At 37.1% G+C, this 13,883-nt stretch carries 12 protein-coding genes; 9 read left to right on the top strand and 3 right to left on the bottom strand.

Annotated elements, in window-relative coordinates; translation table 11 throughout:
- Positions 1-160: 160 nt before the first annotated feature.
- The 5 genes from HMPREF0877_RS01260 (at position 161) to HMPREF0877_RS01240 (ending at position 6,393) form a co-directional block, all read left to right on the top strand.
- Positions 161-1,126, top strand: coding sequence for a D-2-hydroxyacid dehydrogenase (locus HMPREF0877_RS01260; RefSeq protein WP_002827304.1), 966 nt, complete (start codon positions 161-163; stop codon positions 1,124-1,126).
- Positions 1,127-1,387: 261 nt separating this feature from the next.
- Positions 1,388-3,070 carry a D-lactate dehydrogenase gene (dld, locus tag HMPREF0877_RS01255; RefSeq protein WP_002827303.1) on the top strand — a complete coding sequence of 561 codons (1,683 nt, stop codon included), beginning with the start codon at positions 1,388-1,390 and terminating at the stop codon, positions 3,068-3,070.
- Between the two features lie 234 nt (positions 3,071-3,304).
- Positions 3,305-3,679: an MORN repeat-containing protein gene (locus tag HMPREF0877_RS01250; protein WP_002827302.1), complete on the top strand. Its 375-nt coding sequence runs from the start codon at positions 3,305-3,307 to the stop codon at positions 3,677-3,679.
- A complete protein-coding gene (locus tag HMPREF0877_RS01245; RefSeq protein WP_002827301.1) occupies positions 3,669-5,528 on the top strand; it encodes an acyltransferase family protein in 1,860 nt (619 codons plus the stop codon). Before HMPREF0877_RS01250 ends, HMPREF0877_RS01245 begins: the two co-directional genes overlap by 11 nt.
- A gap of 22 nt (positions 5,529-5,550) precedes the next feature.
- Positions 5,551-6,393, top strand: a complete 843-nt coding sequence (locus HMPREF0877_RS01240) for a metallophosphoesterase family protein (RefSeq protein ID WP_002827299.1) — start codon at positions 5,551-5,553, stop codon at positions 6,391-6,393.
- Positions 6,394-6,453: 60 nt separating this feature from the next.
- Here HMPREF0877_RS01240 and HMPREF0877_RS01235 read toward each other — a convergent pair whose 3' ends face one another.
- Positions 6,454-6,879, bottom strand: coding sequence for an Hsp20/alpha crystallin family protein (locus HMPREF0877_RS01235; protein WP_002827298.1), 426 nt, complete (start codon positions 6,877-6,879; stop codon positions 6,454-6,456).
- A gap of 199 nt (positions 6,880-7,078) precedes the next feature.
- Between HMPREF0877_RS01235 and HMPREF0877_RS01230 the strand changes: the two genes are divergently transcribed.
- Entirely contained in the window at positions 7,079-8,413 is a 1,335-nt protein-coding gene (locus HMPREF0877_RS01230; RefSeq protein WP_002827296.1) for a threonine/serine exporter family protein, read from the top strand.
- 93 nt (positions 8,414-8,506) lie between these two features.
- Here HMPREF0877_RS01230 and HMPREF0877_RS09935 read toward each other — a convergent pair whose 3' ends face one another.
- Complete coding sequence (locus HMPREF0877_RS09935) at positions 8,507-10,465, bottom strand: alpha/beta hydrolase (protein ID WP_002827294.1); 1,959 nt, start codon at positions 10,463-10,465, stop codon at positions 8,507-8,509.
- A gap of 150 nt (positions 10,466-10,615) precedes the next feature.
- Here HMPREF0877_RS09935 and HMPREF0877_RS01220 point away from each other — a divergent pair, with 150 nt between their 5' ends.
- Positions 10,616-11,128 carry an NUDIX hydrolase gene (locus HMPREF0877_RS01220; RefSeq protein WP_002827293.1) on the top strand — a complete coding sequence of 171 codons (513 nt, stop codon included), beginning with the start codon at positions 10,616-10,618 and terminating at the stop codon, positions 11,126-11,128.
- A gap of 98 nt (positions 11,129-11,226) precedes the next feature.
- On the opposite strand, the gene HMPREF0877_RS01215 is transcribed toward HMPREF0877_RS01220, so the two are convergent.
- Positions 11,227-12,612 (bottom strand): MFS transporter, encoded by a 1,386-nt coding sequence (locus tag HMPREF0877_RS01215; protein WP_040760192.1) that lies wholly within the window; start codon positions 12,610-12,612, stop codon positions 11,227-11,229.
- A gap of 216 nt (positions 12,613-12,828) precedes the next feature.
- Between HMPREF0877_RS01215 and HMPREF0877_RS01210 the strand changes: the two genes are divergently transcribed.
- Positions 12,829-13,500: a 2,3-bisphosphoglycerate-dependent phosphoglycerate mutase gene (locus HMPREF0877_RS01210; protein ID WP_002827291.1), complete on the top strand. Its 672-nt coding sequence runs from the start codon at positions 12,829-12,831 to the stop codon at positions 13,498-13,500.
- Between the two features lie 45 nt (positions 13,501-13,545).
- Positions 13,546-13,833 carry a hypothetical protein gene (locus tag HMPREF0877_RS01205; RefSeq protein WP_002827290.1) on the top strand — a complete coding sequence of 96 codons (288 nt, stop codon included), beginning with the start codon at positions 13,546-13,548 and terminating at the stop codon, positions 13,831-13,833.
- Positions 13,834-13,883 lie beyond the last annotated feature (50 nt).

Below are 13,883 nucleotides of genomic sequence, written 5' to 3'. Positions count from 1 at the left end.
TAAATAATACACGGGGACACTCAAGGTATAAATGACTTTGGGTGTTTTTGTTTTTACAAGTTTAATTCCAATTTTGACGAACATCAGCACGTTGCCAGCAAATTAACGCATCTTGTATGATATAATATTCATACAAAAATATTACTATTTGGGGGTAATTATGAAAATTGTAGTTTTAGATGGGTTAGGCTTGAACCCTGGGGATTTGGATTGGCATATTTTAGATCAATTTGGTGAGGTTGTTGTCTATGATGCGACACCATATGATGATAAAGACGAAATTATCAAGCGTTTAGCAGGTGCAGACGTTGCCTTGGTTAACAAGGTTCCAATTACATCAGATATTATTGATGCTTCTCCTGATCTAAAAGCAATTGCTGAAACGGCTACAGGTTATGACAATATTGATGTTGATTATGCGAAAACTAAGCATATTGCTGTGATGAATGTGCCGACTTATGGTACGGATGCCGTTGCACAATTTACGTTTGCGTTGTTGTTAGCTGTTACTAGTCGAGTTAAGCAACATGATGATCTGGTGCATGAAGGCGAATGGGCAAAAGCTGGTCGGTTCTCATTTTGGGACGCGCCATTGATGGAATTAAAAGGTAAAACGTTAGGGTTAGTTGGCTTTGGCAAGATTGCACAAGCAGTCGCTAAGATTGCGTTGGCCTTTAATATGCAGGTTATTTTTTACAATCATCAACCAAAAGAAGTCTTTGATGAAGCAATCAAGCAAGTTGATTTGAAAACTTTATACGCAGAGTCAGACATTATCAGTTTGCACGTGCCATTTACACCAGAGATGTCGGAGTTTATTAATGCTGACACACTTGGACAGATGAAAGACACTGCGATTTTAATCAATACTGCGCGTGGTAAGTTGATTAATGATGCCGATTTAGCTGCTGCTTTAAATAGTGGTCAGATTGCTTATGCAGCTTTGGATGTTGCAACACAAGAGCCAATTGGTGATAATAGTCCTTTGTTAACAGCAAAGCACTGTTACTTAACACCACATATTGCGTGGGCACCGTTAGAAACTAGACAACGACTATTGGACATTGTCGTGGCAAATATTCAGGGTTATTTAAAGAATGATCCACAAAATGTTGTGAATAGTTAAAAAATAGATTGTGTGGCATGTCAAAGCATGTCACACTTTTTTATACAAAAAACTATTGGAAGCGTTTACAATATATGTTAAAGTGGACTTTGTTATTTTAAATGACAATCTCAAAAATAAACGTCAGAAGGTATTGACCTTTGATTGTGAAAAATAGTACAATTATGGGTTGCTGAATTTCATAATTTTATCGTTTTAAAAGCGCAGAAAAGTGGTATATTAGAGTATAGATTGTACAACTTTAGGAGGTAGGTTAGTTTTATGTCTACAGTGGAGGATTTAAAGGCCATTGTTGGTAGTCACCATGTTGTGACTAACGCGGCTAAGTCATTACGTTATCGTAAAGGATATCGTTCAGGTTACGGAGAGGCACTAGCGGTTGTTATGCCTGGAACCCTTGTTGAAATGTGGAAAGTTTTGAAGGTTTTGCATAGAGATAATATTATTATCATCATGCAAGCTTCAAATACTAGTTTGACTGAGGGATCAACGCCAACAGAAGGTTATGATCGTGATGCAGTTATTGTGAAGGGTAGCCGTATTAAAGATCTACAACTAATTAACCAAGGAAAGCAAGTCATTGCCTTCCCAGGAACAACCTTGTTTAATTTGGAAAAGTCATTACAACCATTAAATCGTGAGCCACATTCAGTTATCGGTTCATCAACATTGGGTGCATCAGTTATTGGTGGGATTAACAACAATTCAGGTGGTGCGTTGATTCAACGTGGACCAGCTTATACTGAATTGGCATTGTATGCACGTATTGATGAAAATGATGAACTACATTTGGTAAATCACTTGGGTATTGACCTTGGTGAAACACCAGAAGAAATTTTGGATAACCTTGCAAATCGTCGTTTCGATTTGAATAATGTACCAAATTCTGATGAGCGTGTTGGACACAACCGTGATTACGAGAAGCGTGTTCGTGATGTAGATTCAGACTTACCCACACGTTACAATGCTGATCCTAAGGGATTATATGAAGCATCAGGTGCTGCTGGAAAGGTTGCCACATTTGCTGTTCGTTTGGATACTTATCCATCAGAAGGTGAATCACAAGTATTCTACATTGGAACAAATTCACCAGCCGTCTTGGAAAAGATGCGTCGTCACATTTTGTCTGAATTTAAGAACTTGCCTGTATCAGGTGAGTACATGCATAAGGAAGCTTATGATTTGGCAAAATTGTACGGTAAGGATTCATTGATGGTCATCGATAAGTTGGGAACAAGCATGTTGCCAACAATGTTCGGTATGAAAGCATCTGCAGAACGTATTCTAGGGCATGTGCCATTCTTTAAGCCATACTTCCCAGATCGTTTCTTGCAAAAGGCAGGGCACTTGTTCCCTAACCAATTGCCAAAGCGTATCGAAGATTATGCTAACCGCTTTGAGCACTATGTGCAATTGAAGATGTCAGGTGCAGGTATTGATGAAGCACGTGCATACTTGACTGAATTCTTCAAAGAAGAAGAGGGTGACTTCTTCGAGGCTAACGCTGATGAAACGAATAAGGCATCATTGCACCGTTACGTAACGGCTTCTGTTGCAATTCGTTACCAAGAATTGAAGCAAGATTCAATTGATATCTTGCCACTTGATATTGCGCTACGTCGTAATGATGATGACTGGTTCGAGCACCTACCAAAGGAAATTGAAGATAAGATTGAGTACAAGTTGTACTACGGTCACTTCCTTGATCACGTTATGCACCAAGACTACATTTTGAAGCCAGGTGTGGATGGTCACGAATTAAAGAAGGAAATGTTGAAGTTGCTTGACAAGCGTGGTGCCATTTATCCAGCTGAGCACAACGTTGGTCACTTGTATGAAGCAGCTCCTGCATTGATTGAACACTACAAGAAGAACGACCCAACAAACAGTTTCAACCCTGGAATTGGAAAGTCTTCTAAGAAGAAGTGGTGGGAAATCTACTAATAGACTGTTTGATTAGTCAAACATCTTAATAAATAGAAAGCAATAATTGTTGTCTTTTCAGAGATAATAATTATTGCTTTTTTTAGGCATTCTTTAATTAATTTAGTAGCAATAAAATGTGTTATTGAATGAATATTTTTTAAATAATTCTTAGGTAAAATTCAAAATGACTATGCAAGCTACATGATGTGTCTTATTATTAACATAAAGTGACGGTGCGCTTAAGGAGTATTTATGAAAACAAGAAACATCATACAAGTCATAGTTGTTGTTATTTTGTTAATTGCAGCAGTATATAGTTTGACCCCTGACAAGCAACAGCGTCATCAGCAATTGACATTAGACAACGGGGGGATTGTTTATCAGGGCGGCTTGTTTAAACATAAATTTAATGGGTCAGGAACAGTAAACTTTAAAAATCATGATCGTTATGTTGGGCATTTTGTTAATGGGGAATTTAGTGGCAATGGGAAATTCATTTCACACGATCATTGGGAATTTGATGGCAAGTTTAACAAAAATTTACCTGATGGGCACGGTATTTTAAAAGTGAACAAACAAAGTTATCAAGCAACCTTTAAAAAGGGGGAATTGATCAATGCGCATTAAGTGGTTTAGCTTCATAAGAATCGCTGGTTTATTAGCGGTATTGTCCTATCATTTCTTTTCCAATGCCTACACGGGTGGCTTCATTGGTGTCGATATATTTTTTACTTTCTCAGGATTTTTGATTACGGCGTTGATGATCGATGAATTTTCAAAGTCACGTCAATTTAAATTGATAAAGTTTTATCAACGTCGTTTTAACCGCATTGTGCCACCATTAATACTCTCGGTTTTGGTAGTAATACCATTTACATATTTTGTAAGTTCGGATTACATTACGGGATTGGGGAAACAGGTTGCGGCAGCGATTGGGTTTACGACAAATTATTTTGAAATTGCGACTGGTGGTAGTTACGAAAGTAAATTTATTCCTCATTTATTTGTTCATACCTGGTCGTTAGCAGTTGAAATGCATTTTTATATTTTATGGGGGTTAGTAGTTGCGCTAATTGCGAGAAAACTACAACGTTCTTCCTTAAGTCAAGGCGAAGCTTTGAAATCCTTTCGATTTAGACTTTCAGTATTATCATTGCTAGTGATTATTATCAGTGTTGTGATGATGGGCATACGTAGTTTTAATTTAACTGATTATTCTGCCATTTATTTTTCAAGTTTGACACACTGTTTTCCGTTTTTCGTCGGATCATTAACAGCGACATTTACTGGTATTCAGTCAGTTCCTAGACGATTTAATAAGAAGCTACAACAGGCAACATTGCTACCAACGATAAGTACATTATTCGGTGCATTTATTGTTCTAGGTATTCTTGGCTATTTACTAAAATTTGATAGCCAACTGACTTATTTAGGGGGAATTTTATTTGCAAGTATTGTTGCAGCTTTTACTATTGTCAAAGCACGCACATTACATCAGTTGACATCAAGCATTAGTGAACCTAAGTGGGCAACCTTTATTGCAGATATTAGTTATAGTATGTATTTGTACCATTGGCCATTATTTGTTATTTTTTCACAAATAACGAGTGTATTTTGGGCAGTTATTTTAACCATTGGTATTGGGGTACCATGTTCAGCGATTTCTTACTATATTATTGAACCAATATTAGCGGGCAAACAACCGCATGCCATTAAACGAACGACAGTAATTCCTAAACTAAAGTCGGCGTTAGTACTAATAGCCATCGTTTTGTTAGGCGTTACAGGATATACAATTCACTCGGCACCAAATTTAACAAGTTTGGAACAACGGTTATGGGTGGGGAGTCTTTACCAAGCTCGCGATAACTTAAATACGACGCGAGATATTGTTGCAGCATCCATTAAACAACAAAAACAAGCAAAGGCACAGAAAGCAGAAGATAAAAAGATTGCGACAATTCCGAAAGGTGTTTCTATAATTGGGGACAGTGTTACATTAGGCACACGTGATTATTTGCAAAAGAATGTTGCGGATAGTACAGTTGATGCTGCTGGTGATCGGACAATGGATCTAGCATACCAAGTTATGATGCGGGCGCAATCAAATAAAATTTTGCGACAGAATGTAGTTATCTGTATTGGAACTAATGCGCTACCTGGTAGTCAGGAACAGTTAGAAAAATTAATTACTGATTTAGCACCTGGACATCGGTTAATTTTAGTGACACCTTACGATCGTCGAGCAGACGCCACGTGGAACTCATCAAAATTAGCAGACTTTGAACGAACTTTACCGCAAAAGTATAATTACATAACCATTGCCGATTGGCAAAAGATGGCGCAACAACATCCAGAAGTTTTTGATGGTACTGATGGTGTTCATTTCGCAGGCCGACACTCAGGAGATGTTATTTACGCTGAAACAATCAATCAAGGTCTGAAACAGGCAGCCAAAGGACCGTTAAAGAAATAAAGTTGGAAAAGGGTAATGAGAGATGAAGAAGAGAATTGCAATATTGTCAGATATTCATGGTAATGTGACGGCACTCAAAGCAGTGGTAGCTGATTTATCTAAGCAAGCAGTTGATGATTGCTGGTTTTTGGGTGACCTTGTTATGCCAGGACCTGCGACCAATGAACTATTTGAGTTATTAGAATCTATCGATACATCAGTCTATATTAGAGGGAACTGGGATGATTGCTTTTTAAATGTGCAGCGGAACATCGTTGGCAATCATCTCGATGATCCATCTGATGTTTATATTGGTGTACTTGGACAATATGTTGCTGATCACATAAAAAGCAATTATCAGCAAAAGTTAGCGTCATTGCCAATTCATGCAATTAAAAAGGTTAATGGACTAACAATTAATTTGTCACATAATCTAAATACACTCAATTCTGGACCAGCGCTACTAGCAGACGCAGATACAACTCATTTTGATGAATTGTTTTCAGACAACACTATTGATATTGCAGTGTATGGTCATGTTCATCATCAAATGTTACGTTACAGTAGTCAAGATCAATTGGTGATCAATCCAGGATCGGTTGGTCAACCATTTTTTAAGCATGGTCGTTTGAATGCTGATCGACGAGCACAATACGCGATTCTGACAATTGATGATACTGGTTTGGCTGAAGTCACTTTCCGAAAAGTGGCCTATGATTTAGAAAAAGAATTAGTCATTGCAAAAGAAGCCGCTTTACCATACTTAAACTTGTACCAAGAAATCCTGTTTGATGGTGTAGCCCATACGCATGATGATGAATTATTGGCTAAGATTAATGAACAATATGGCTATCTTGCCTCACTGGAAAAATTGATTGGTAGATAAAATTAAAGAAGCTGGTGCATGTATTATATGCATCAGCTTCTTTAATTTAATAGTGTAGTACTAGTCAATCGTAATTCGTTGGTTATGACTAGTTTCTGACTTTGGTAGTGTTATCTTTAAGACACCATCATTGACTTGTGCCTTTATTTTATCGAGCTCAACAGCTGGTAAATAGTAACTACGTTGTAAACGTCCTGCCGTACGTTCACGAGTGATCACATTACCCTTGTCATCCTTTTCAGTGTTAGAAGTGTGTCTTGTAGCAGTAACTGTTAGCGTATCATTCTGGTAATTCAAATTAATGTCTTGTTTATTAATTCCAGGAACATCAATTGATACTTCGTAATGATCATCTAGGTCTACAACATCACTCTTCAACTGCTGATTTTCAGCACTAAATGCTGGCATTAGATGATTAAAATCATTAAAGAAGTGATCCCAATCATGAAACATACCATTAAATCGGTTTGATAACTCGTTTGCCATAATAACTTCCTCCTAAACTGTGTCATTGTGAGATTGATAATTACATCACTATCTCCACCTATATTGTAGATGTTCATTTTTTTTATTGCAAATAATTACATTCAGTATGAAACGATTAAGAAATACAGTTGATGTAAAGGAGCTATGTTACAATGAAAAGTATTGAAAAAGTGATGTACAGCAAAGAAGGTTTTAAAAAATGGTAGAAACAAATGATGGGCTTGTAGCAAATCATATGCAAATTCCTTGGAGAGAACTTGCCGATAAAGAGGCTAATAATTTAGTAGTTAATGCCTCTTTAAAGGAAAAAACAATTATTGTTGGCCGGGTAGGTTTGATTATGTTGTCTTGCGGTACTGGTGCCTGGCGAGTACGTGAAGCAATGAATACAATGGCACGTATTTTAAAAGTGTATTGTTCAGCAGATATTGGATTAATTTCAATTTCGTATACTTGTTTCGATGATGTGAATAGCTATACAGAGTCGTTATCATTAAAATCAAGTGGTGTGAATACTGATAAACTGACAAATATGCAGCAATTTGTCACCATGTTTCAAAATGAAGGAGCCTTTTTAAAGTTAAAAGATGTTCATCGGTTATTAGATCGAATTGATGCCAAAAAAGGGAATTACACGCCCATCTTACTGGGATTAGCTGCTGCATTGGCTTGTTGTTCCTTCGTGTTTTTATTGGGTGGTGGTCCAGTAGAGATGTTGTGTACTTTTTTTGGTGCAGGTCTGGGTAATTATACCCGTGCTAAAATGAATGGCAAACATTTGACCATGTTTGCTGGTTTAGCTGCTGGGGTGGCTGTAGCTTGCTTGACCTATCTAATTTTTTCAAGAGGATTAGAATTACTTTTCCATATCAATGTTGCGCATGAGGCTGGTTATATTGGGGCGATGCTATTTGCTATTCCAGGTTTTCCATTTATTACAAGTGGTTTAGACTTAGCGAAATCAGATATGCGGTCTGGCATTGAGCGTTTGATACATGCTATATCAATCATAGTCATTGCAACCCTAGTTGGTTGGTTAGTTGCATTGGCTAGTGATTTAAAACCAGATAGCTTTTTGCCGTTAGGACTGGGACCTTGGTTGATATGTTTATTTAGAATTCCAGCAAGTTTTTGTGGTGTCTTTGGCTTCTCCGTAATGTTTAATAGTCCAGTTAAAATGGCAGCAACGGCTGGGTTGATTGGCGCAGTCGCCAATACACTTCGTTTGGAATTAGTTGACTTGACACCATTGCCAGCAGCTGCAGCAGCCTTTATTGGCGCGTTAACAGCCGGTATATTAGCGTCATTATTTCATAAACGAATGGCATACCCACGTATTTCACTAACGGTGCCCGCAATTGTTATTATGGTGCCTGGTTTATATATGTATCGCGCAATGTATTACATTGGTGTTGGTAATATTTCAAATGGTGCACAGTGGTTTGTTTCAGCAATGATGATTGTGCTATGTCTGCCATTAGGACTAATTGTCGCACGTATGTTAATGGATCGAGATTGGCGTCATGCGGGGTGATTAAGTCTGCCAAACATTTGAGAAATTAAAAAAGATGATGAGCTAGTAGAATAACCAGTTCATCATCTTTTTTTATCCATAAATAGGCAAGGATTACTTACCCCATAAATAATCGGTTAATTTGTCGTTGACGACAGGATTATTAATATGTAATCGACTGTGTTGACCACCTTCGCCTTTAACTTCGAACTCCTGATATGAACGCGCTCTATCAGAGACTAGGTATCGTAATGATTTAACTGATTGAATGGTTACCAATCCGTCAGAAGCAGTACCATCCTTCAAATCACCATAGATATTTAGAACACGGGTGTTTGTCGGAAAATTAGGTTTGCGTGCAAGTAATGTTTGATATTCTTCATGAATAATCTTGGGGCGACCAGCCTTATTTAGTGAATTTTCATGAGGTGCATCATCCCAAAGATTAGCTAAATTACCACTTGTTGGTTGATTTGCATGACCCTTGTCTAAAATACCATTATAAGGACCTGCTAAAACAACCATTTTATTAAGTCTTGGTAGGTTTGGATCAGCACCCCAATACATACTGTAATATACCCATGCATAGGCACCCATTGAATGACCAACAACATTGAAGTTTTTGATGTTGTACCTATTCTTTAGGTAAGCAACGATGCGATGAAGTCCCTGTGCATAACGTACTTCACCAACGCGATTATTATCAAACTGTACCAGAATAACTGGATTGTCGTTATTACCAGTTAATCGACCTTGTACTTGTAGCTTATTATCGCGGGTAACATGAATGACCATTTCTTCAGTCACAATATTTTGTTCTGTACCAATCTTGATGAAAGATTGTTCAGCACGCAAACTACTTGACCAACCGTGCATAAAAATGGTCGGCGTAGTTGACATGATATAGTTCTTAGAAGTTTGTGATTGTTGTTGATAAGAAGAAAATGCCCACACGACGCCCAGAGCAGATAAGCCAATCGTGACAGGTAAACCGATTTTGACACGGTCAGCTTTCTTTTCTTCAGCACGTTGTTGCCACTTAAAATAAAATTCAGTGTCCTTAAACTTGCGAAGTAACCAAGCTAGTAAAATTGGTGCCGTCAGTCCAATAATAATTCTAAAATACCAGTTATTTGTAAAGACGGACAAAGTGGTTAAATCAAAAGCTGCCCGATGATAAAACATAATGATGTCTGTATTTTTACCAATAAAAGTTAGTGGTGCAAAATTACCGAGTCGTTCAAGACCTTCACAAATGATAAATACAACTAAACATAGAATTGGTGGAATAATAAAGGCTTGTAGTCCATTATGAATATTAGAAGATTTTAGCCAAAGAACAAAGTCAAGGTTACCAGTTGCATACAAGTATAGTAGGCTAACAAAGAATAATACGCCAATACCAGCAAAAACTTGTTTGGCACGCCAATTGATTTTTGGAAATATTTTAAATGTATAGTAGCCAAGTAGCATCCAAAAAACGGCTAGTAAAGAAATCTGTGCATCCCAAGGAAAATCAGTGCTGCCAAAGAACGTGACGTTTTGTAGAGCAACCCCTAGTGCAAATGAACCAATAGCAATGGCAAATTGTAACCAAATTTTTTTAATAAAGGATATCAATAGGGTCGTCATAAAAATGGCAAGCATATAAGTAGTCATGTACCAAAATACACTCAGATAATCATCTAGGGTACTGCCACCATAGATTAGGCGCCCAAAGTATGAAAATGTATACGCCCAGGATTGCTGTCTAAAAAAATGACTTAGAATAATTAAAATTGCCCCATTTAAAAAATAGGCAATTACTAAAGGTTTAATACGATGACCCAGCAAATAAGACCAACCTTTGAAATCATGACTAATTTTTTTAAGGAAGAAGCCACCAATCATAAAAAATAAAGGCATATGCCACCAGTAAATGGCATTATAAGTAACATCTAGTCCTTTACCAGCAACATCATTAATTGCATGTCCTGTCACAACAGCGATAATTCCAAAGCATTTGGCATAATCAGCCCACAAAATTCGTTTATTCAGTTTTGGTTTGTTTGTATCTATTGTGTCTGTAGTCATAAAAAGTTAGCTATTCATCTCCTATAGTGATAAATTTTTGTCTTAAACTTAAAATAACGTATTTTTCCAAAAAAAACATTAAATAAGCTTTATAGTAGTACTAAAGACTATCAAAAGTATATTATTTTTAAGAAAAGTGGGGAGAGATATATGAGTAGAGATAAATTTCATCGAGCTTTTGGTGTGTATGGTATTATCACGATTGACAATGCGTTAGTTGTCATTAAGAAAAATGGTGGACCGTATATCAATCGGTTTGATTTACCTGGGGGTAGTTTGGAAGATGGTGAATTTTTAAAGGATGCAATCATCCGTGAGATCAAAGAGGAGACTGGTCTGAAGGTTAGGAAAGTCAATCAGTTAGGGACCACGAGTTTTAGATACCCATGGCATTATTTAGATTATGAAATGAATCAGCACATTACGGTCTTTTATAAAGTTAGCGAGTATGAGGGTGAGATATTAGAGACAGTCGCACAATTTGATGGGCAAGATTCTTTAGGTGCTGTGTTGGTCAGCCTAAACGATTTAAATGAACAAAATGCATCCCCACTAGTACTGAAAGCGAAAGATTATTTGGAACATAAATCTTTTGCAACAGATGATGTTGAATATAAATCTTGGTATGTTTTAAGTGATGGTGAACAAGTATTTAAGAAATAATTCTAAAAGCACGGCAATTTCCTTGTGAGAAGCAAAGTAGTTGTCGTGCTTTTAGTTAAAATTTACATTGGGTTTACAAACTTATCATTTTGATCGGGTTACCGTGTCTTGTATTTTCGACTAAGCAAGACGGTACCCAAACTGATCAAAGCTAGAATCACTAGCAGGGCATAATCTATTTTTGTACCTTGAACAGTTAACAGCGCCTTTGAACCATGTTCGAGTTGTTTAACAGAAATGACGGCAGCCAAGACATTTGTTCCAAAAGAACCGGCAAATTGTTGAAAGGTATTGAATAGTGAATTTAAATCGGCATTTAGTTCCGATTCGATATGCATACTAGCATCGGACATTGAAGTGCTGAATCCTAAGTTGAAGCCAACCCGTAATAGAATGTAGATAGTGGTGATACTGAATGCAGTTGCAACTGAGGTCGTCACAAAGAACAGACTGGTACCAATCAGAAGCAGGATGCTTGAGCTAATCAGTGGGACATAACTACCATGTCTATCAAAAAGTTTACCAGCATAGGGTGAGACAGCGGCCCCTAATAATGAACCGGGTAATAAAATCAATCCAGCTGAAAAAGCACTTAAGTGTAGATTTTCTTCAGTGAATATTGGAATAACGATTGAAATACCAATGTTAATAAATTGCAGTACAAAAAAATTGATTAAGCGTAGTCTAATTACTGGCTGACGCAAAATGCTGAAATTTAAAATTTTATTTTCAGATTTTTTTAGATGAAGAAGTAGTAAACTTGCAAAAATAATAAAAGCGAGCAAGAGTGAAACAAATTTCAAACTTTGGAACCCAGCATTAGCAGCGTCCGCAAATGCTAGACTCAGACTAACAAACATAATGGTTAGCAAGATAACGCCCAACCAATCGAATTTTTGGTTGGTATTTTTGGCCGGTAAGCGAATATAGGTTTCACCGAGTAAAGCAGTAACTATTAGTAAAAATAGCGCAATAATAAAAATACCTCGCCAAGACCAAAATGCTGTCAATGTACCACCATAGGTAGGGCCAAGTGCTGGTGCCAAGGAAATAATCATAGCTGCAAAGCCAATATATACGCCACGCTTGCTTTGCGGAATTAATGTTAACACCAGATGATACATGAGTGGTGTAGAGATTCCAGTTGAGATAGCTTGTAATAAGCGACCTAACAGCAGTACCGGAAAAGCACTGGCAAGTAGGCAAAAAATGGTTCCAATTAGATTAAAAATAATGGCAACTGTAAATAAGGTGCGGGCAGAAAACTTCTTAGTCAAGAAACCAGTCGTACTCATAATAATGGTTACCATTAAAAGGTAGCCTGAGGTAACCCATTGCATTGTTCCTAATGATATTGAAAATTCACGAGTAAGAGATGGTAAGGCAACATTTAATGAGGTCTCTATTAAAATACCCAGAAACGACAATAAGGCAACGGCACTAATGGCATATTTTGTTTGTTTACTAACAACTTGGCTTTCCATGAAAATCCAACTTCCTTTCAAAAACATTGTTGTATAAATAAAATATCAACACGCATTCATCTTACAACTTTGGTAGCAAAAAACAAATTTAAAAAGCATGTTACATATTTAACAAATGGTAAGTTGCGTTTATAATGGAGTCATTATGGTAATGTTTTACCATCGAAATAATCGAAGCTTTTTTATAAATTGCACAATAAATTAAGGAGACTGAACATGGTTAAATTAATCCTGATGCGTCACGGTGAGAGTACTGCGAATAAAGACAATACTTTTACTGGCTGGACCGACGCAGCACTTACAGATAAAGGACGTGCACAAGCGAAAGAAGCTGGTGAAATATTAAATAAAGAGCATATTCAGATCGATGATGTGCACACATCATTGTTAAAGCGAACGATTACCACTGCATACATAGTTTGTGATGTGTTAGCAATCAACTGGATGCCAATTTTTAAAGCGTGGCAATTGAATGAACGTCATTATGGTGCTTTAGCAGGTATTGATAAAGATGAAGCGCGTCGTCGGTTTGGCAAACAACAGGTTGAGCAGTGGCGCCGCGGTTATCAAGATATACCACCACAATTGTCGGTTAGAGATCATCAACCGATTTATGATCGCATTGGTATAGATGTACCGTTGTCTGAAAGCTTAAAAATGACCTTTGTAAGAGTTAAAAATTATTGGGATTTGAACATTGTGCCACGTTTGCAAGCAGGTAGAAATGAAATGATTGTTGCCCATGGTAGCAGCCTACGTGTCTTAATTAAATACTTGGATCAGGTTGCTGATGATCAATTGGATCAAATTGATGTACCAAATGCTAAACCTATTATTTATACGTTGGATGATCATTTGCGAGTCGTTAATAAGCAGGTATTTAAGTAGTGTATTGTCTACTCAGAATATTTTTTGGAAAACAGGGTGCCCATTATGAAATATATTGAAACAGTTGATGGTAGCGAACTCCATATTCGTGAAGGTGTTTTGCATGTGATGGGAAAAAGACGTCACATAGCTAAGGATGTTTGGATTATTGTGGGGGATGATGCACAAATTGAAACAGAGTATTATGAAACCGAGACACCAGATAGACTAGGTTTTACGAAGTTTTTAGTTATTCCACGCAACGATAAACAGTTAATTGAAATAATTGAAGAAGTTGGGTTAGAAAATGCCAGTCAATCAGGCAAGCAACAATTAATCATTGTTGAAAAATAATACTATAAAAATGCGAGCGTCACTATTTTAGTGACGCTCGCATTTTTTTA

This window comes from Weissella paramesenteroides ATCC 33313, assembly GCF_000160575.1.
Classification (GTDB): domain Bacteria; phylum Bacillota; class Bacilli; order Lactobacillales; family Lactobacillaceae; genus Weissella; species Weissella paramesenteroides.
The sequence above is the reverse complement of the archived record's forward strand: the minus strand, read 5'-3'. Positions and strand labels throughout refer to the sequence as shown.

What these genes read in the sequence shown, in the direction of transcription:
- HMPREF0877_RS01250 (WP_002827302.1), top strand. Translation starts at nt 3,305, where the DNA reads ATGAAAACAAGAAACATCATACAAGTCATAGTTGTTGTTATTTTGTTA.
- HMPREF0877_RS01205 (WP_002827290.1), top strand. Translation starts at nt 13,546, where the DNA reads ATGAAATATATTGAAACAGTTGATGGTAGCGAACTCCATATTCGTGAA.
- HMPREF0877_RS01215 (WP_040760192.1), bottom strand. Translation starts at nt 12,612, where the DNA reads ATGGAAAGCCAAGTTGTTAGTAAACAAACAAAATATGCCATTAGTGCC.
- HMPREF0877_RS01210 (WP_002827291.1), top strand. Translation starts at nt 12,829, where the DNA reads ATGGTTAAATTAATCCTGATGCGTCACGGTGAGAGTACTGCGAATAAA.
- HMPREF0877_RS01220 (WP_002827293.1), top strand. Translation starts at nt 10,616, where the DNA reads ATGAGTAGAGATAAATTTCATCGAGCTTTTGGTGTGTATGGTATTATC.
- HMPREF0877_RS01260 (WP_002827304.1), top strand. Translation starts at nt 161, where the DNA reads ATGAAAATTGTAGTTTTAGATGGGTTAGGCTTGAACCCTGGGGATTTG.
- HMPREF0877_RS01235 (WP_002827298.1), bottom strand. Translation starts at nt 6,879, where the DNA reads ATGGCAAACGAGTTATCAAACCGATTTAATGGTATGTTTCATGATTGG.
- HMPREF0877_RS09935 (WP_002827294.1), bottom strand. Translation starts at nt 10,465, where the DNA reads ATGACTACAGACACAATAGATACAAACAAACCAAAACTGAATAAACGA.
- dld (WP_002827303.1), top strand. Translation starts at nt 1,388, where the DNA reads ATGTCTACAGTGGAGGATTTAAAGGCCATTGTTGGTAGTCACCATGTT.
- HMPREF0877_RS01245 (WP_002827301.1), top strand. Translation starts at nt 3,669, where the DNA reads ATGCGCATTAAGTGGTTTAGCTTCATAAGAATCGCTGGTTTATTAGCG.
- HMPREF0877_RS01230 (WP_002827296.1), top strand. Translation starts at nt 7,079, where the DNA reads ATGGTAGAAACAAATGATGGGCTTGTAGCAAATCATATGCAAATTCCT.
- HMPREF0877_RS01240 (WP_002827299.1), top strand. Translation starts at nt 5,551, where the DNA reads ATGAAGAAGAGAATTGCAATATTGTCAGATATTCATGGTAATGTGACG.